This window comes from Longitalea arenae (assembly GCF_016924755.1).
Classification (GTDB): domain Bacteria; phylum Bacteroidota; class Bacteroidia; order Chitinophagales; family Chitinophagaceae; genus Niastella; species Niastella arenae.
The window spans coordinates 414568-434771 of record NZ_JAFFJX010000004.1 but is presented as its reverse complement, the minus strand read 5'-3'; the positions used below and the strand labels follow the sequence as shown (position 1 = coordinate 434771).

Annotated in this window: 14 protein-coding genes; 5 read left to right on the top strand and 9 right to left on the bottom strand. The window is 46.5% G+C overall.

Annotated features, from left to right (window positions below; all coding sequences use genetic code 11):
- Positions 1-14: 14 nt before the first annotated feature.
- The gene (locus JT717_RS12375) at positions 15-890 is read right to left on the bottom strand and encodes a LytR/AlgR family response regulator transcription factor (RefSeq protein WP_205510783.1); all 876 of its coding nucleotides are present in this window, start codon (positions 888-890) and stop codon (positions 15-17) included.
- A 151-nt stretch (positions 891-1041) separates the two neighbouring features.
- Here JT717_RS12375 and JT717_RS12370 point away from each other — a divergent pair, with 151 nt between their 5' ends.
- The 3 genes from JT717_RS12370 to JT717_RS12360 all read left to right on the top strand — a co-directional run bounded on the left by JT717_RS12370 (position 1042) and on the right by JT717_RS12360 (position 7120).
- A complete protein-coding gene (locus JT717_RS12370; protein ID WP_205510782.1) occupies positions 1042-1431 on the top strand; it encodes a hypothetical protein in 390 nt (129 codons plus the stop codon).
- Positions 1432-1608: 177 nt separating this feature from the next.
- Entirely contained in the window at positions 1609-5976 is a 4368-nt protein-coding gene (locus JT717_RS12365; RefSeq protein ID WP_205510781.1) for a CusA/CzcA family heavy metal efflux RND transporter, read from the top strand.
- A 7-nt stretch (positions 5977-5983) separates the two neighbouring features.
- Positions 5984-7120, top strand: coding sequence for an efflux RND transporter periplasmic adaptor subunit (locus tag JT717_RS12360; RefSeq protein ID WP_205510780.1), 1137 nt, complete (start codon positions 5984-5986; stop codon positions 7118-7120).
- Positions 7121-7211: 91 nt separating this feature from the next.
- On the opposite strand, the gene JT717_RS12355 is transcribed toward JT717_RS12360, so the two are convergent.
- From JT717_RS12355 to JT717_RS12325, 7 genes are all read right to left on the bottom strand, one after another.
- The gene (locus tag JT717_RS12355) at positions 7212-7532 is read right to left on the bottom strand and encodes a cupin domain-containing protein (protein ID WP_205510779.1); all 321 of its coding nucleotides are present in this window, start codon (positions 7530-7532) and stop codon (positions 7212-7214) included.
- Positions 7533-7554: 22 nt separating this feature from the next.
- Entirely contained in the window at positions 7555-8748 is a 1194-nt protein-coding gene (locus tag JT717_RS12350) for a hypothetical protein (RefSeq protein ID WP_205510778.1), read from the bottom strand.
- A 56-nt stretch (positions 8749-8804) separates the two neighbouring features.
- A complete protein-coding gene (locus JT717_RS12345) occupies positions 8805-9641 on the bottom strand; it encodes a type 1 glutamine amidotransferase (RefSeq protein WP_205510777.1) in 837 nt (278 codons plus the stop codon).
- A 124-nt stretch (positions 9642-9765) separates the two neighbouring features.
- Positions 9766-10437 (bottom strand): SGNH/GDSL hydrolase family protein, encoded by a 672-nt coding sequence (locus tag JT717_RS12340; protein ID WP_205510776.1) that lies wholly within the window; start codon positions 10435-10437, stop codon positions 9766-9768.
- A gap of 190 nt (positions 10438-10627) precedes the next feature.
- The gene (locus JT717_RS12335) at positions 10628-11158 is read right to left on the bottom strand and encodes a hypothetical protein (protein WP_205510775.1); all 531 of its coding nucleotides are present in this window, start codon (positions 11156-11158) and stop codon (positions 10628-10630) included.
- Positions 11159-11291: 133 nt separating this feature from the next.
- Positions 11292-12404 (bottom strand): carboxylate-amine ligase, encoded by a 1113-nt coding sequence (locus JT717_RS12330; RefSeq protein WP_205510774.1) that lies wholly within the window; start codon positions 12402-12404, stop codon positions 11292-11294.
- A gap of 67 nt (positions 12405-12471) precedes the next feature.
- Positions 12472-13458, bottom strand: coding sequence for an ATP-grasp domain-containing protein (locus JT717_RS12325; RefSeq protein WP_205510773.1), 987 nt, complete (start codon positions 13456-13458; stop codon positions 12472-12474).
- 110 nt (positions 13459-13568) lie between these two features.
- On the opposite strand from JT717_RS12325, the gene JT717_RS12320 reads away from it, so the two are divergent.
- Positions 13569-14393 (top strand): alpha/beta hydrolase, encoded by an 825-nt coding sequence (locus JT717_RS12320; RefSeq protein ID WP_205510772.1) that lies wholly within the window; start codon positions 13569-13571, stop codon positions 14391-14393.
- A 391-nt stretch (positions 14394-14784) separates the two neighbouring features.
- Here the strand turns inward: JT717_RS12320 and JT717_RS12315 are convergent, their stop codons facing one another.
- A complete protein-coding gene (locus JT717_RS12315; RefSeq protein WP_205510771.1) occupies positions 14785-18090 on the bottom strand; it encodes a TonB-dependent receptor in 3306 nt (1101 codons plus the stop codon).
- 653 nt (positions 18091-18743) lie between these two features.
- On the opposite strand from JT717_RS12315, the gene JT717_RS12310 reads away from it, so the two are divergent.
- Positions 18744-19946 (top strand): bifunctional 3,4-dihydroxy-2-butanone-4-phosphate synthase/GTP cyclohydrolase II, encoded by a 1203-nt coding sequence (locus tag JT717_RS12310; RefSeq protein ID WP_205510770.1) that lies wholly within the window; start codon positions 18744-18746, stop codon positions 19944-19946.
- Positions 19947-20204 lie beyond the last annotated feature (258 nt).

Sequence of the window (20204 nt, the reverse complement as noted above, 5' to 3'; positions counted from 1 at the left end):
AACCTGTAACGGCTTTATTTCACCGTTGCACCTAAGACTTCAGATAATCTGGCATTAAGACTGCGGGAAACCGGAATGAGCTCCTCCACATCCCTTAAATGCAGTTTATATCCCTGGGCATTTCCGCTTACATGTTCTACCGCCACCAGGTTCACTATATAGGCGCGGTGACAGCGGAAAAATTGAGGAAAAGCCGACAGGCTCTCTTCTGCTTTTCGTAAAGTGTTCCGTAACAGGTGAAAGGCGGGCTCGTGCCCTTTTATAAAGCAGATGCGGATATAATTGTCGGCAGCAGTAATGTACCGAAGATCGTTGACGGCAACGCTCAACTGTTCTTTGCCGTTCTCACTGGTAAAAGTTAAAATGCCGGGCAGCGCTGATTCAGGTTGCGGCATCTGCTCTGGTTGCTTCAGCTGTTCATCGAGCCGCAAGGCGCCGGCCTGGTATTTTTTTAGCAGCCGCTGTTGTTTCAGTAAAATATTCAGTCCGAGCGGAAAAATACCTACCACAAAGGTGATCCATAAAAAGCTGAACAGGTTATGCACCGATAATTTCGAATGGTACAACCAATGGGTCAACAGCCAGTTGCCGATGGCAATGGGAACAAGGTGCCAGCACATGTGCAACAATTCTTTGCCCACCGTCCATTTTTCTTCCCGGTAAACGCCTGGAAAAAGCCAGGGCAGCAGGAAAGTATTGGCTGTTGCACAAATAAAAGTGACCAGCGCATATAAGGCGGCGTGAAATATAAGGGTAGGCGTGCTCAATGCATCCATGCCAAAAGGTTGCAACAAGACCAGGATCAGGAACACGACCAGCGCCGCATAAAAAGTGTAGCGGAATGATGTACGCGAAGGGCTATCTAAAGGAAACGGCCGGTTAAATACCATAGCTATGTCTTGATGGTATCGTAAAGATACATTTATACTTATGAACAATCATTGTAATACCATATTCAGTTCTAAGGGGTTAAGGAATTAACCCAGGTTAAAAAATAATTATTAGGGAATGAATTGGGCCGGTCTTTTGTACATTTGGGGCGTGAAAAGGACCGTTGCCATTTTTTTCATGAGTATTTATATGCTGTCGTTCTCAGAACTGCACCAGTTTCTGCGCATGCCGGTATTGATACAGCATTTTATTGAGCACCGGCAACAGGATCCTGCTATTTCGCTGCTGGCTTTTTTAAACGAACATTACATTCATCAGTATGTGCATGACGAGGATTACCAGCGCGATCAGCAGCTGCCTTTCCGTCATTCCGATTGTTGCGTGACCTATACCAGTGTTTGTTGTGAATGTCCGGTTACAACTGCAATAGAATGTATTGTACGCAGCACCGAAACGAAGAATGAGTTTATTCTGCACGATGAAGATAATCACTCCTTACTGGCAGTAGCAGATATCTTTCAACCTCCCCGCTGCGCTTAAGATCATTATTGTTTTATTTACCTGAAAAGAACTGGCGATGGCGTTGCTGCTAGAGTAACACCACCTGCAATTGATTTGTATTGATATCGACCGGGTAAGGTGCCTGCATAATACGGATCTGATCCATGCGATGCAAGTATGTCCATAGTGTACCTGTACCCATCCAAAAAGTATTTCATGATCCATTCCATTATCCGTTTTTCTATAAAGAATAAACTGGTGATCGGTTTATTTGTGCTGGCGCTTATCGGTTGGGGCAGTTATGCAGTGACCAGGCTGCCCGTTGATGCAGTGCCTGATATCACCGATAACCAGGTGCAGGTGATCACTATCTCGCCCTCCCTGGGCGCCCCCGACGTGGAGCGATTGATCACCTTTCCCATTGAACAGGCCAACAGCACGATTCCCGGCCTCAAAAATATCAGGAGTTTTTCCCGTTTTGGACTATCCGTGGTAACCATTGTATTTGAAGAAGATGTTGATGTGTACTGGGCCCGTCAGCAGATCGCAGAACGCTTGCAACAGGTGCAAAGCCAAATACCCGCTAATCTGGGAAAACCGGAAATGGGACCTGTAACCACCGGCCTGGGAGAAATATACCAGTATGTAGTGCGCGCTAAAAAAGGCTATGAGCAAAAATATGATCCCATGCAGCTGCGCACGATCCAGGATTGGATCATTCGCCGGCAATTGCTGGGTACGCCAGGTGTGGCAGATGTGGCCAGTTTTGGCGGATTGTTGAAGCAATACGAGATCGCCGTGAACACGTCGCGATTAAAGTCGTACAACCTCACTATCGATGATGTATTCACTGCCCTGGAGAAAAATAATCAAAACACCGGCGGCGCCTATATTGAAAAAGGACCTACGGTCTTATTCATTCGAAGCGAAGGCTTGATAAGCAGTGAACAGGATCTCGGCAATATTGTCGTGAAAATGACCGGGGCCGGTATCCCGGTGTTAATGCGCGATGTAGCTGTTATAGGTTTGGGAAGCGCTACCCGGTATGGCGCCATGACGTATAACGATAAAGGTGAAGTAGCGGGCGCGGTGGTGATGATGTTAAAAGGCGAGAACTCCTCCGCTGTTATCAGGCGCGTAAAGGAAAAAGTAGCAAAGATCCAGCAGACCTTACCGGAAGGGGTGGTGGTGGAACCATTTCTCGATCGCACCAAAATGGTGAACAATGCCATTGGTACCGTGGAAACCAATTTGGTGGAAGGCGCATTGATCGTGGTATTTGTATTGGTGGTGTTTTTGGGTAACCTGCGGGCCGGACTGGTAGTGGCTTCTGTTATTCCTTTGTCGATGCTGTTTGCCATTATATTGATGAATGTATTTGGCGTAAGCGGGAACCTGATGAGCCTGGGTGCCATTGATTTCGGATTGATCGTAGATGGCGCCGTGATCATTGTAGAAGCGGTGATGCATCGTTTGCATCATTCAAAACACTTCTCCGCCGTAAAGCGGCTTAGCCAAAACGCAATGGATGAAGAAGTGCAGCAAAGTGCTTCCAAAATGATGAATGCAGCCATATTCGGGCAGATCATCATCCTCGTGGTTTACCTGCCGATTTATTCTTTACAGGGTATTGAAGGAAAAATGTTCCGCCCCATGGCGCAAACGGTAACCTTTGCTTTATTGGGCGCCTTCCTCTTGTCGTTTACCTATGTGCCCATGATGACGGCGCTTTTGCTCAGCAAAAAGCTTTCGCACAAGAAAAGCTTTAGCGACCGGATGATGGAAGGCCTGGAAAAAATCTACGGGCTTGTGCTGAAAAAAATGCTGCGGTTCCCTAAAACAATTGTTGCCGCCAGTATCGTACTCTTTGTGGCGAGCATTTTTGTATTCTCAAGATTGGGGGGTGAATTTATTCCGGAACTCGAAGAAGGTGATTTTGCCATCGAGACCCGCATGCTTACCGGCAGTAATATCAATGCCTCGGTGAATACATTAACGCAGGCTTCGCATATTCTGAAAACCCGTTTCCCCGAAGTGCTGAAAGTGGTTGGTAAAAATGGCAACAGTGAAATTCCTACCGACCCCATGCCCATGGAAGCCAGCGACCTGATGGTGATCTTGAAACATAAAAAGGAATGGACCAGCGCCGGCAGCTTCGATGAGCTGGCAGAAAAGATGCAGGCGGCATTACAGGAGATTCCTGGCGCCACCTTTGGATTTATGTACCCGGTGCAAATGCGGTTCAATGAACTCATCAGCGGCGCCCGGCAGGATGTAGTGTGCAAGATATTCGGCGAAGACCTAGATACCCTGGCTTTATATGCCAACCGGATCGGTGCGCTGGTGAGTGGTATAAAAGGAGCCACCGATCTGTATGTGGAAACAGTGACGGGTACACCGCAAATTCTGGTGAATTACAACAGAACGGCGATTGCGCATTATGGTTTGAATATCGAGGATATCAACCGGGTGTTGAATACGGCTTTTGCCGGACAAAGCGCCGGACTCGTATATGAAGGGGAAAGGCGTTTTGACCTGGTGGTGCGTTTAGAAAATACCCAGCGGCAGGATATAACGGATGTACAGAACCTGTTAATTCCCACGCCGAATGGCGCACAGGTTCCTTTGAGCCAGGTGGCTTCCGTAACCATAAAAGATGGTCCCAATCAAATACAACGTGAAGACGCGAAAAGAAGGATCATAACCGGCTTCAATGTACGGGGCCGCGATGTGGAAAGCATTGTAGAAGAACTGGATAAAAAAATAAAACAACAGGTGCAATTGCCGGCGGGGTATTACATTGATTATGGCGGACAGTTCCAGAATCTTACGGAAGCCCGCCAGCGTTTGTCCATTGCAGTACCGGTGGTGTTGTTGCTCATTTTAGTGATGTTGTATTTCGCATTTGGGAAAGTTAAATACGGGCTGCTGATATTCTCAGCCATTCCCTTATCTGCCATTGGCGGCATCTTATTCTTATGGATGCGGGGCATGCCATTCAGTATCTCGGCAGGCATTGGTTTCATTGCCCTGTTTGGTGTGGCTGTATTGAATGGAATCGTACTTATTGCCGAATTCAACCGGCTGAAACATCATGGCATACATGACATTAAACAGATCATTATGGAAGGAACTCGCATACGCTTAAGGCCGGTGTTAATGACCGCCTCGGTGGCATCGCTTGGCTTTTTACCAATGGCATTAAGCCAGGGCGCCGGCGCCGAAGTACAGCGACCGCTGGCCACTGTCGTAATTGGCGGGTTGATCACGGCCACCATGCTTACGCTGATCGTTTTGCCGGTATTGTATATGTGGTTTGAAAAAGGCGTAAAGAAGCCGGCCACACCTGTCATAGCAGCGCTTGTTTTATTTTTGGGGATCGGTGAGCCGGCATTTACACAAACAACTCCTGGCCGCACCATGGCACTGGAGCAGATGTTACAGCGGGCAGATACCAATAACCTGTCGTTAAAGGTCAGCCGCAATGGTGTTTCTTATTTCAGGCAATTGCAACGCACCGCTACGCAGCTGCCACGCACCCAATTGGGTGCTGAGTACGGCAACATAAACAGCTTTCAAAACGATACCCGCTTTTACATTAACCAGTCATTTGAATTGCCGGTCGTATACAGGCGTCAGAAAGAACTGTATCAGGCGCAGGAGCAGGCCGTTTCGAGCCAGGTGGCGTTAAAACAGCAGGAATTGCACAAAGCGGTAAAAACCGTTTTCTATAATATGGTAGATCTGCTGGAACGGCAACAATTGTTATTGAGGCTCGACTCTATTTACAGCCGCTTTCTGCAGGCGGCTGCACTGCGGTTAAAGACCGGCGAAAGTACGATGTTGGAGAAAAGCAATGCAGAAGCCCAGGTGCAGCAGCTTAAACTGCAGCAGGAACAGGTAAAAGCCGATCTGCATATCGAGCAGCAGCAATTGCAATGGCTGCTCAACACAAATGAAGCCCTCCTGCCTGAATACCAGGTATTGAAGAAAGAATATACCGGCATAAGCGATAGCATGGCCCTGGCGGGTCATCCCGCCGTACAGGTGCAACAACAGCAGGTAAAAGTAAATGCTGCCCAATCGAATATTGAAAAGGCAAAGCTTACGCCGGGCTTTACCGTAGGTTACAGCAATCAATCGATCATAGGCTATCAGTCGAAAGACGGTATTACACAACAATACTATAATGCCGGTGACCGCTTTAATATCTATCAGCTGTCGGTGGCATTGCCCCTGTTCAATAAAGCCGTAAAAGCGCGCATAAGAGCAGAGCAGGTACAGGTTGAAACGGCCCGCATGGAAGTAGCGGCTACCAGCCAATACATCAGCAATCAATGGCAGCAACTGAACGAAGCCTATAAAAAATATGCAGGGCAGGTGCAGTATTATGAAAGCAGCGGTCTGCAACAGGCGGCCTTAATTACGCGCAACGCCCGGCTGGGTTTTGAAAAAGGCGATGTGAGTTATGTTGAGTGGACCTTACAAATGAACAACGCCGTTAACATAGAGCTGGGTTACCTGCAGGCCGTGCACGCCCTTAATAACACGATAATAGAACTGGAATATTTAACCGGAAAATGAACATGACATGAAGCATTTCATCTATATAGTAGTATTGTTTTTATCCATTGCCTGTTCCTCCTCGCCGGGAGAAAAAGCCATCGAGGCGGAAAAAGAAACGGAGCTGAATGCGGTAGCCTTAACCGGGGCGCAGATCAAAAATGCCGGCATTGAAATAGGGGCTGTAAAAGCCGAGGATCTGAACGATGTGCTGAAAGTAAATGGGGTAGTGGATGTACCGCCACAGAATATCGTTTCTGTTAGTTTTCCGTTAGGCGGTTATCTTAAAAATACCACCTTATTACCCGGCATGCATGTGAACAAAGGCCAGGTGATCGGCATTATCGAAGACCAGGCGTTGGTGCAGCTGCAACAGGATTACCTGATGGCGCAGGCCCGCTTACGATATTTACAACAGGAATATGACCGGCAAAAGGAATTAAGTGAACAACAGGTGGCCGCGGCCAAAACCTTTCAACAAGTAAATGCTGATTTTGCTGCGCAGAAAGTACAGGTAAAAGCGCTGGCAGAAAAACTGCGGCTGATCAATATCAATCCGGCATCATTAAATGAAAATACCATTTCCCGCAGTGTGCCGGTGTATTCGCCCATCAATGGTTTTGTGTCGAAAGTGAATGTTAACATCGGCAAGTTTGTGAATGCTACCGATGTGTTGTTTGAACTGATCAATCCCGATGATATCCATGCGGCATTAACGGTCTTTGAAAAGGATATGCCTAAAATAAAGGTAGATCAGCTGGTAAAAGTGTCTTTCGTAGATGAGCCCGACAAGGAATACGATTGTGAAGTTATACTGGTTACCCGCAATGTAGATATGAACCGCAGTGGCATTATTCATTGCCATTTCAAAACAAGGCCGAAAAACCTGTTGCCCGGCATGTTTTTAAATGCCACGATACAAATTGAACATGTTCCTTCGCTTACGGTGCCCGAAGACGCTGTAGTGCGCTATGGCAACCAGCAATATATTGTGCAGGTAAACGGGAATAAGCATTTCCAGCTGGTAGATGTTGAAACCGGTATCAGGGAAAATGGCCGGGTGGCCGTTCAGTCAAAAGCTATTGAGTTAAAGGGCATGCAGGTGGTTACTAAAAATGCCTATGCCGTATTGGGTAAGATGAAGAATACAGCGGAAGAAGAATGAGTTCAATACAAGTTCGTAAGTTATTGAGTTGTTCAGTTATGAGTTGCATTCGCAACTGATTGAGAACTTGATAACTTACGAACTGAATAACTTAATGAATTATATAATCTTCCCTTACCGGTGAAAAAGCATCCAGCACCTTTACGGCCGTACGCGCATAGGCGCTGTGTGTAACATTGCCCGGGATCACATGTACCATGCCGGCTGTCAGCAGCATTTTTTCACCGCCGATCACCATTTCCAGTTCACCTTCCATAATAAAAGTGATTTGTTCATGCGGGTGGCTGTGTTCCGGCAATTGCGCGCCTGGTTGAATATCTACAAAGGACAGGGTTATATTGTCGCCATGGATAAAACGGCCATATAATCCCGGTACGATCTCTTTGCCTTTAACGTCATCAAGGTGTTGCATAATAATTTATTTATAAACAGAATTATCGTTCTATAAAGCAAACACTGCCGCCTACCCAGGTTTTATCTTTATTATAGGCCACACCGATCATTTTGCCTTTGCTTAAACGGGCCAGGTTAATAACAGGTTGCGGCCTTTCCCAGCCTTTTTTCCATATATACATGATCCTGATCTCGGCTTTGGCGGGCATGTCGGGGGTTTCTATGATCTCGGCATATTGCACTTTCCGTTGCAGGATCCAGTTGTGCGGATCATCGATCTTTTCAATATCTGCCCTTGTTACATCTATTACTACGCCCTGCCCTGCAAAAGAGAACAAAGGTTTCAATACATAATTTTCGAGATCGGCGGGAACCTGTTTTATCTCATGCAGGAAATAAGTAGCGGGCACGTATGGATGGTGGAGAAAGGGCAGCGTGTATTTGCTGATGCGGTAAAACCAGTTAGGATGAGGCACCCATTGCACATTCAGGTCCTGGGTGATATCAACATAATTACCTAATGTATTCTTTTTTGCCTGCAGTTCATCGAAGATAACGCGATTGTAAATGCGCTTCACCGGTGTTTTTTTTCCGGTCCGCATATAATACAGGTCCTTTCCTTCCTGGATTAGCTCGGTAATACAAACAGGTTGTATACCCAGGTATTCCCGGGTATTATAGAAATCGATCCTTGTTTTTTGTTCATGCGGTTTTATTTCCAGCAGAATGGTATTTTCTACCGGCACATCTTCCAGGATCACTTCTTTCAACAGCTGCAAATAGGTTTCGCGGGTATGGCCGTTGAGGAACTGGCTGTAATTTTCAGGAATGGGAAAATGTTCCCTGAAGAGATCGGGATAAAATACCTGGAAGCCAAAGAGACTGGGGAAGCCCTGCATTTCAATAAGGCGTGGCTCTGGTTGCTGCTGGTCGTTCAGGCAGATGCCGAAATCGAAGGCAAACATGGCGCACCGGTCGTTCTCGTTGGGCACCCGTTCCGTGTTGGGGATGGATGCCTCGGTCATTTGTTTAAACGATGGATCGGTAACCACATCGATAATATGCTCACAGGCCTCGATCATTTGAGCGGTAAAGGATCTATCAACAAATACCGGTGTTTCACAAAGCCGGAATTCTATAGCGCCAGGATATTTACTGTGCAGGTCTTTTAAAAATGCTTCATATTTCTCAACGGCAAAGGTGTCATTGAACGCTTTTCGCAAACCGGGAACCATGCTGAATCAGTTTTGACATTGAAGGTAAGCAGAAGTTAGCAGTTACCGGTTACCAGTTAAGCGTTAGGTGCTAAGCGCTTTGCATCTATCGCCACATGTAGAAAGTTGGGAAGAATGTGCGAGTAGGTATACAGGATCTTATCCGGATCATTCAGCTGTTCGATCATCGACTGCCATTTTTCAAACCCATGGTTTTTGATCACCATTTGTTTCTTGTCTTCCCTTTGCAGGTAGCGGCTCATGCCAGGCGCATCCGCTTCCGGATGAAATTGGGTGCCTACCATGTATTCATTGAACCGCATTCCCATAATAGCCCTTTCCAATGGAACATGCGGCCGTTCTTTTTCGATAGCTAAGATGGAAGCGCCGATCTGTTGTAATTGATGGTGATCTGGCTCCACTACCTGGTAGTTGCGGCTGTCAACTGCATAAAAGGGATCCTGCAGGCCGGTGAAAACCGGTTCCTCTTTACCATCGGGCAGCATATGTATGGGAAAAACGCCAAAAGCGGTGGATTTGCGTTTGGTTACTTTGGCCACTCTAAAATACTGAACCGCCAACTGAAAGGAGTGACAGATAAAATATACATGTTTTTTAGGGCCCCGCGTGCTTTTATTGTATTGTTCCAGTTCATATACCCATTCAAAATACCGCCGCTCCCATTCGTGACCGCTGATCACCGGTGAACCCGGGCCGCCGGAAGAAATATATATATCGTAATGTAAATCAGGTGTCTGGCCTTTAAGGCGCACGTCAAATTCTTTACAAACCAGGTTTACGCCATGCGTTAGGCTATACTGGTGCAAAATATCCCTGATGCACCGCATGCCCTCATTCACCTGGCCTTCATACAGATCCAGCAAGGCCACCCGTATGGTTTGTGGTTTATTCATAGTATAAATGCAAAAATAACTTATATACAGTATTTGACTACTGTATATAAGTTAATCCCTAAAAAATTTGAATGTCACTTAATAATAGAACAACCAAACTGAAAAAAGGTTATGCCGGGCCTCGTTATTTTAGCAGCACCTTCATCATTTCTTCGGCTACAAACAGGTTGCCCTTTTCGTTGAGGTGAACGCCATCTGTAGTTAAGATCCCGCGGTCCTTATTCTCGGCATTATTCGCCAGGTTATAGGCGAGAAAGGCCTTGCGAAGATCTACCAGCTGGCAGTTATGTTTCGTGGCAATATTGCGAATGATACCGGCGTATTTGTTCAGGTCGCCGTCCAGCTCATTGGTGAAATCGGTCTTTTCACCAATAGCAGCTGGTGTACACAGGATCACTTTTATATTTTTTGCCTGCAGCTTCTTTAAGATGGCATTATAGAATTGTTCAAATTTGTTGGCATCGGTGCCTGTGCCGCCGGTCTTTTTATGCCAAACGTCGTTTACACCGATCCAGATCACGACGGTTGTTGGATTCTTAGCCATTACATCCTCTTCCATTCTTAGATACAGATCCGTTACTTTATTGCCGCTGATACCGGCGCCTACCAGTTCGTATTGATCTTTTAATCCTTTTTTGTCGATCAGGTTGCCTAACTGCGTAATATAGCCGTTGGGGCCAACACCGGCCTGGGTAATGGAATCTCCAAAGAAAACGACGCGCTGTTTTTGCTGCATACCGGTAAAACTTACTAATGCAATAGCAATAAATGATGTAATGTACAGAAGCAATCTCATAACTATAGGTTTAGAAAGAAATGGCAGCGAATCTAATCACAAATTTTTGATCTTATGCATAAAATTCCCGTCTGCATTGTTCTGCGGTTCAAAAGGGGAAATTGGATAAAAGGATACAAAAAGAAGTAGTTGCGATAAGCGGTAGCAGGAAGGAGCAGTCGTTATTCACCATTGACCATTCACCATTCACCTATTGGATCCTGACCTTAAACTGCCCATTGGAAATAACAGCAGAATCAGCCTTCGGACCGGCATTGTTCAATAACAGCTTTCCTTTAAACGTCCCGCTCAGCTGGGTGCTGCTAACTTCAGTGAAGGTGATCTCTAATGGATTGGTGTCATCGCCCTGGTTTACGAAAATATATTCCGGTATGGTGGTGTTGGGGTTATAAAGGCATCCCACACTGTAGTCGCTCGTGGGGTCTGTTTCTTTGTAAGTGCCGGGCTTAAAAGGGATCAATAGTTGAATGGTAAAACCCAGGCTTTCCATATCGGCCGGATCATTAGATACTTTTCCAAAAACAGAATAGTTTATAACACCGCCGCCAAGATCCTGCTTTATAGCTGCAGGCATGAAATTAAACGTTTTGTCTTTAGTGCCGATCTTGCATTTGATGTAGTATTGCGAAAGGTCGTCATTACGGCTTACTTCTTTACCGCATGAGGCTACAAATACGGCCAATAGCAAAACAGGCCAGCTTTTAACCAGGAATTGTTTCATACCGGAACAGATTTTAACCAAAGATATTTATTTCGGGATTACCGGGTAAGCGTAGGGGACGGGATTGACGGTTTAAACGCGCTAATGTGAATAATTATTGTGCCATTACGTTAAAATGTAATGTGTGGGCACGTTATATGCCCGCCAGGAACTGGCTATGAATATAATCCACAACACTCACCAGGCTGTTCGTTTGTTGAAACACTTTCAGCTGCCGGTCGGCACCTGTGCCTTCTTCCATAAGTTTTGCAATGAAGTTGATGGCATGGCGGCTGCCCAGTTCATCTACCACATCGTCTACAAAATCGAGCAGCTCGTATATCAGTACCCGGGTATTGATCTCCTCTTCCTTGCCAAAATCGATCAGTAATCCATCGATGCCATAGCGGCTGGCCCGCCATTTGTTTTCGTTGATGAGCGCCCGTGAGTATTGAATAAAGTTGAGGTTTTGCAACCGAAGTTTATAGATCTTGGCACAAACGCCCTGGAATAATGCGGCGATGGCAATGGTTTCCTGGATGGTCAAAGGCACATCGCAGATCCTGAATTCAACCGTATTATAAAAAGGATGTACCCGCAGGTCCCACCATATTTTCTTGGCGTTGTCGATACAGTTCGTTTTTACCAGCAGTTTTATGAAATTATCATAATCTTCGATAGTGTCGAAGGTTTCGGGGATGCCGGTGCGGGGAAACTTATCGAATATTTTCGTTCGGTATGATTTATAACCGGTATTTCTTCCTTCCCAAAAGGGGGAATTGGTGCTGAGGGCGTATATATGTGGCAGAAAGTACCTGGTTGAATTCGCTATGTGATTTGCCATTTCCCTGCTTTCCATCCCTATATGCACATGCAAGCCGAAGATAAGATTACTGCGGGCGGCATCCTGCAGCACATCCAGGATCTCTTTATAGCGTACATGGTCGGTTATTAACTGGCTTTCCCAGTGACTGAAAGGATGCGTACCTGCGGCGCCTACCCAAAAGCCGAGATCACCGGCAATATGTGAAATGGTGCGGCGAAGGTGACTCACGTCGTTAAAGGCTTCATCCACATTACGGCAAACATCAGAGCCTACTTCCACCACCGCCTGGTGCATTTCCGCTTTTACTTTATCTTTTATAACTTTTTGTCCTTCTGAAACGATCTTTTGCTGGTGGCTCTTCAACTCACGGCTAACGGGGTCAAGCACCATGTATTCTTCTTCGATACCAATCGTAAAATGCGTTAAGTTGATATTTGCCATTTCTTAATGCTTCTAATGAACTTAATAACGTGGGGAATGAATAACTCACAAACTTATTAACTCTTCTTCATTCTCCCTGTTCTAATTTTTCACCTTTCAGTATTCCCAAAGGTTCCCGGTTTACACTGCGCCGCGTGAATGTGCCCCAGGTAAGATTATCGTGCCCCGCTTCATGAACGATCGCCCTTTCAACAGCATAGGTGGCAGCAGTGTCAACGACCCATTCAAAATTGTCGTCACCGATATGATGCGGGTCGGCATCGGGCACCGGGTTACAAAAATCTATGGCATATGGAACGCCATCCCGGATGGCCAGTTCAACACTGTTAAAATCATAACCCAGGAATTGATTGAGCCGGATTACAATGTCTTCCATCTGGCGCCGCAGGTCAGGAGAAGGGTTAAAATCACATTTATAACGAAGGTGATGTGGATTGCGTGGCTCATAAGGCATGATGTGTACATATTTGCCGCCAATGCAATAACACCGGTAATAGGCCTCATACACTATTTCTTCCTGTAACAACATTACAAGCTGTCCGGTTTCTTTGTGAATTTGAAAGAAGTCGGCGCTATTATGCAGTTTATATACATGCTTCCAACCGCCGCCGGCATAGGGTTTCATGTAAGCCGGGAAACCAACGTATTCAAAGATATTTTCCCAGTCAAGGGGCCAGGCCAGGTTGGCAAAGGACTCAGGACTGGTATCCGCGGGCAGTTCGTATGAAGGAAGCATAACGGTTTTTGGTACCGGTACACCGATCTGTACGGCCAGACAGTTGTTAAAAAATTTCTCGTCGGCGCTTTCCCAAAAGGGATTGTTGATGACGGCCGTTCCGCAAATAGCCGCATTTTTTAACCAGGAGCGATAGAAAGGCACATCGTGCGAAATGCGGTCGATGATCACGTCATATTCAACGGCAGCACCTTGTATTACTTTGTCTATATGAACAGGTTTTGCGGTGATATCGTATATGTTCCTGCTGTTGACGCATTCGATAAAAGCCATGGGGAAGCTTCTTTCACGGCCGAAAAGAATACCGATTTTTTTCATACAAGCACTTTTTGGTGAACAGGTTCAGCGGCACGATCCTGCCTACCAAATTAACAATTCCTGCACATTTAACGTTACGGCTAAAGCAGATTTACCTAATTTTGGCAGCTATGCACACAGAAGTTAGTACCGGAATCATGGTAGAAACGGTTGAGTTGCCATCAGAATCGCTACAACGCACCATTACGATAAATATCTACGGACCCGCTCCGCTTCCTGCTGATAATACACTTGGCTTATTATTATTCAACGATGGTCAGGATATTGAGGCCATGGGCTTCGATAAAATGTTCGGCTACCTGCTGCAAACAGAAGCCATTAAACCATTATTATGTGTTGGCATTCATAGTGGGGAAGACAGATTGCTGGAATATGGTATGATCAGCAGCCCCGATTTTAAAGGCCGCGGTGCAAAAGCCGGCGAATACCGTCAGTTCATCCTGGAAGAATTGGTACCATTTATACATGCGCGTTACAATCAGCTTACTTTTAATGAAATGGCCTTTGCGGGCTTTTCATTGGGTGGTTTAAGCGCGCTGGACATTGTGTGGAACCATCCCGACATTTTCTCAAAGGTGGGCGTATTCTCCGGTTCTCTATGGTGGCGGTCGAAAGACAGAAAAGAGAAAGATTTTAATGAGGCTACCGATCGCCTGATGCACCGGCAGATCAGGCAGGGAAAATATAATCCTAAATTGAAATTCTTTTTTCAGGCTGGCGAGCTCGATGAAACCGAAGACCGCAATGGCAATAAAGTAATTGATTCCATCGACGATACCATCGATGTCATGCGGGAGCTGCTGGCCAAGGGTTGGAAAGAGGGAAGAGATATGCGCTACCTGCAATTACCGGATGGGAAACACGATATCCGCTCCTGGGCAAAAGCCCTGCCCGTGTTTTTGAAGTGGGGATGGAGAGCTCCCAGGAAGCAATAGGCAATTGGCAATGAGCAAATGGCAATGGGCAATAGGCAATAGGCAATAATTCCCAATGGGCAATTGGCAATTGGCAATGGGCAAAAAGGAACAGGCAAGGGAGCAGTTCCAGGAAAACAATATGCTATCTCATGAAAAATGACCTCATGCTGATATGAAAAGCAGCATTTTCATAAAGTAATTGCATTGCTCATCAGGGACAGCGCGTTTTTCATGAAAAGAGCGATAGTTCATTTCAAGAAAGGATCGTTTCTATTGAAATACCTTTTTTTAGTGAAAAAAAGACCCGCTCCAACCAACGTTATCACTGCCTTACCGCGATTTTTATACGACTATGCATAAAAAAAACGTCCCGCCATAACGGGACGTTTTTTTATATGCGTTTATCCTGTTAATTAAAGATATAGCGCAGGCCGAGCTGAATACCCCAGGTGCTGGTGGTTGAATAGTTCGGCTGATAGGCTTTTGTCGGGTTCCTTGGATCAAAAGTGAATTTGGGTGAAGCCTGCAGGAATCTTTCATTACCCTCGTTATTGGAAGGCGTGCTGCCAGCGGCTTGTGTAGGTACGCCCAGAATACCCATATCCTGGAAGGTGCCGTAGGTATAAGAATACCGGTAGCCCCATTCGCTGTTCAACAGGTTCAGCAGGTTGATGATATCAACACTGAACTGCAGGGTATGTTTGGTTGCCCCTCTTCTGTAAATAAAGTCCTGTAACACCCGCAGGTCAAGTGTATGGTTCCAGGGCAGGGTAGCACCGTATTTTGTCATATACTGACCTTTGTGCTCTCTCAGGTATTTGTCGTTTTCAATGAACCTGAAGAAGGCATCGCTTTGTTCCTGTGCTGAGTACACAGTACCACTTGAAGACCTGAAGCCATTTACAAAAGTGATCTCTGAAGGATCTTTTGGTATATACAGAACATCATTGCTTTGTCCGTCGCCATTGATATCAGCACCATAGCGGAAGCTGTAGCGTTCCTGCGGCTGCGCTGCATAGAACAGGCTGAAAGTAGTGGCCATGCGCTGATTAAAGTATTCTAACCGGTAAGATGCATTGGCTACGATACGGTGCGGAACAGCATAGTTGGAATAGCCGATATCAGGCTTATTGGGATTGAAGGTTATGTTATTGGTATTAAAACCGCTGCCGCTTTGGTCAGAGCTGCCAATAGCCACTTCTTTGGCCAGGGTATAGGTATACGCGATGCCCGCTTCCCATTTGTCGGAGAAAGTCTTTTGCAACTGACCGGTTAAGGCGAGGCTGTAGCCCTTGCTGGTATTATCCATAACGATCATCTGGTTAACCAAAGGAACTGGTCTTGCAGCTGCAGCGTTATTAAAGTAAGGGCGTTTATCGGCAACACCGCCCAGCGTACCACTTTCAGGACCCAGGTTGGCATTGCGGAAATAAACGTTGTTGATCATCCTGGTGTAAATAGCTTCCACGGTAGCCGTATAATTGTTGGCGAAACGTTTGTCAACAGCCAGGTTCGAGCGCCATACCTGCGGCATTTTGAAATCCTTGGCAGCTGCGCTGTATGATGAACCGCTGGGAATAGAGGTACCTACCGGCGGCGGATTCTTAGGGATATAGGTCGTTCTGTCCTTGCTGTATCTTATATTGGCCAGCTCTGCGGAAGTCGCCTGGTAAGTGGCGCGGATGACGCCGTTGTCGCCTACCTGGTTCACCAGCCAGATGAATGGGATACGGCCGGTGAAAACACCGGTTCCACCGCGAACAACAAGTGATTTGTTACCCAGTACATCATATGAAAAGCCAAGCCGCGGCGAGAACAGTGGCTTCTGCTCGGGCCATTGGCTTACGTCAAACTGCTCATCAACGCCATTCTCATCTTTGAACACCTGTTTTGCCAGCTCGGGGTTCTGCGGTGGGTCATACGGATACATGGGCAGATCGATCCGCAAGCCGCCGGTTACCTTCAGCTTATTGGTGATGCTGTAAATATCCTGTAAATAAAATCCCAGCTGCGAAAACTTTGCCTCAGGCACCTTTATGCCCAGCGGATTGCTTGGGTCATAGGCCACGGCAAATACAGCCGGCGCCTGGTTCGTGAGGAAATCATTCAACGAATTATAGCGGTAGTAGCTGGGGCCGCCGGCGCTGGTGAAAGAGTTGGCGAATTTCATCGCATCGAAGTTGATACCTCCGGTAAAGGTATGTTTACCCATATTGAAGGTAACATTGTTAGCGATGTTAAAGGCCCGGTCGTCGATCTCGTTCATATAAGAGAACAGATCAGTTCCGAATGAAATATACACGTTGTTCGCATCGCGCATGATGTCAACAAAGGGCATGCTGCTGTTGGGAATACGAACCAGCTGGTTGCTGGTATAAGAAGCGATCAGCTGGTTGCTCCATCTGCTGTTGAAGGTAGAGTTCAATTCAACCACCCCCGACCATACTTTCACATTATTCTTGAAATTGCTTCCTTCATAAGCCATACCGCCGGTGGCGCCGCCGCGCCGGCTGTTATTGATACGGTTGGCGTTAACACCGGTTACGCTCGATGCGTTGATCATATCATCGTCATTGGTCTCCGAATTGGTGTAGCGTAAGGTTAAACGGTGTTGATTGTTGATATTCCAGTCAATACGGCCCAGGAATTTGGTGTTATCGGTCTCAAAATCATATCCTTCATAACCACCGGGGTCGTATTCATAATTATTAATAAGGTGGGTTCTCAAAGCATCCAGGTCGCTGGCCAGTACCGAAGTAGCATTGGGATCAGCATCTGTCGGGCTCTTTTTAGCAACATAGGTCTGGCCGGGCTGGCTTCTTTTTTCTGTTTCCAGGTTCACGAAGAAGAACAATTTGTCTTTAATGATGGGGCCGCCAACGCTACCGCCAAAGATCCTGGTTGAGCGTTTGGCATTGGGCACATCGGTCTCTTTCACTTTCTGGCCGGTGAACTCCTGGTTCCTGTAGTAACCATAGGCTGTTCCATACCAGTTGTTGGTACCTCTTCTTGTTACCGCATTGATACCGCTGCCTACAAAACCTGCCTGGCGAACATCGTAAGGCGCAATGTTTACCTGCACCTGGTCGATCGCGTCCACGGAAATGGCCGAGGTTGCGCCACCAGGTACCATACCATCACCGCCGCGGCCAAAGTTGTTGTTGAACAGAGCGCCGTCGATCATGATATTGTTAAAGCGGTTATTCATGCCCGCAAAACTGTTTCCGTTGCTTTGGGGGGTAACCCTTGTGAGGTTGGTTAAGCTACGGGCAATATTGGGCATGTTTTGCACCAGCCGGTTACTGATATTGGTAGAGGCGCCGGTCTTTTCCGTAGCGGCTCTGCGGCCCGCAGTAACCACTACCTGCTGCATTTCTCTATCAGCTACTTCCGCCAGCAGGTCAAACTTTTCACCCAATGGTATATTGATATCACTTCTTTTGAAAGCACTATAGCCAACGTAAGTAATGGTAACCGTATAAGGCCCGCCGGGGGGCAGGTTGGTGAGGTCGAATACGCCGCCATTCCTTGTGAGGGTGGTAAAGGCGGAACCTGTTGGTTCGTGGCGGGCTACCACAGTTGCTCCTACCAGGGGTTCTCCTTTGCCTGATTTAACAACGCCGGTCATACTACTGGTGGTAACCTGTGAATACCCATTGAGTATTCCGGCACAAAGCAGTAAGAGGGTTAGTAAATAAGCCTTTAAATTTCTCATATATGCGTGTTTAATTTTGCAAACATTGATAAAGGGTACTGTCAGCAAACCTGGCGCAAGAGATCGTTAGTGATCACAGCACATCGGGGTTTCCGGTGCTATAATGAACAGAAATTTGTTTTCATGGCCTATCAGGCGATACCATGGCATGTTTTGAGAATCATGCTGTTGAGGAGCAGTTGCTTAATGTTGCCGCAAATGTAACAGAAATTAAAATCAAACACATTATCTCTATATTAAAAGCAGTTCACAGTTTGTTAACGTCAATCATTACACTGAAATATTACCCAAATACCTGAAGGTCCTGCCTTTGTTTTTTCATGGGGAGAAGCAATCGAGGTTCCTGCTATAGAGGCAAGTCGAACACTTAAAAGGCTGCATGGTAGCCAAAAGTCAAAGATTTATGACACATAATATTATATGTATTAAATGAGGCCAGGCAACCTGCGGGCGGAGAAGTACGAAGTAAGTAGTAGGAAGCAGGAAGTAAGCATTTTGCCTGATTTCAGAACAGGGTGAACAATTTGATTCCCTTCCTGTTGTATATCTGTCATAGACAGCAAATACTCAGGCAGTTATGCTCCCCTTCAGGGATCATGGGTGCGGGCTGTTTGCTTCCCTCTTTTGTTTTAACTTTGCCGAAATTTCAAAACATGCTGGATTCTATCGAAAGTGCCATTGAGGACATAAAAAATGGTAAACTGGTAATTGTAGTAGATGATGAGGATCGTGAGAATGAAGGTGATTTTTTGACCGCAGCACAGAATGTGACCCCTGAGGTAGTGAATTTTATGAGTAAATACGGGCGTGGACTGATTTGCGCTCCTCTGGAAGAGGACCGTTGTGCCGAACTGAAGCTCGACCTGATGGTTAACAATAATACCGCCCTCCATGAAACGGCTTTTACCGTATCGGTTGACTTGCTGGGCCATGGCTGTACCTCCGGTATTTCTGCCCACGACCGCGCAAAAACCATCCAGGCGCTGATCGACCCCAATACCAAACCTGAGGACCTGGGCCGTCCGGGCCATATTTTTCCCCTGCGCGCTAAAAGAGGCGGCGTTTTACGGCGGGCCGGACATACCGAGGCCGGTAATGACCTGGCACGCCTGGCTGGTTTTGAGCCTGCCAGCGTACTGGTAGAGATCATGAACGACGATGGTTCAATGGCGCGTTTGCCCCAGCTGGAAGAAATTGCCAGAAAGTTCGACCTGAAACTGATCTCCATAAAAGACCTCATTGAATACCGCCTGAAAACAGATTCACTGATAGAAGAAATCGTGCGGGTGGATATGCCAACCAAATGGGGCAACTTTAAATTGATCGCTTTTAACGAAAAAGGTACCCCCAACGAGCACCTGGCCCTCATAAAAGGGGAGTGGCAAAAAGACGAACCAGTACTGGTTCGGGTGCACTCTTCCTGCTTTACTGGTGATATTCTCGGTTCTATGCGCTGCGACTGTGGCGAACAGCTGCACGCGGCCATGCAGCATGTTGAAAAAGAAGGTAAGGGCGTTATCCTGTATATGAACCAGGAAGGCCGGGGTATTGGTCTGGTTAACAAACTGAAAGCTTACAAATTACAGGAAAGCGGTTTTGATACGGTAGAAGCCAACCTGCACCTGGGCTTCCCCATGGATAAACGTGATTATGGTATCGGGGCGCAGATCCTGCGCTACCTGGGTATTACCAAATTGCGCCTGCTGAGCAATAACCCGAAAAAACGCGCCGGTTTGCTGGGTTATGGATTGGAAGTGGTAGAGGCAGTTCCTATTGAAGTGGAGCCCAACCCTCATAATGAAAAATACCTGACCACCAAACGTGATAAGTTAGGGCATGAGATCTTGAGGAAGTAGGTGTAGGAGGAAGATACAACTTATTTTATAGGCCATCCCGGTTGACCGGGGTGGCTTTTTTGTACAGTCGCCTCGACAAATTATAAACGGCGCCGGAGCATGCTGTATCAAACTGAGTCAGTCCGTTGTAATAAAAACGAACACCCGGCTCTATTTTTTCTTTGTAAGAAATTGAAGCTCACACTAATATCGAATGGCATATTTTTCACTGCTTATACGTGCCAGGCGCAGCATTGGCAAAACCTGTAACTGGTTTGG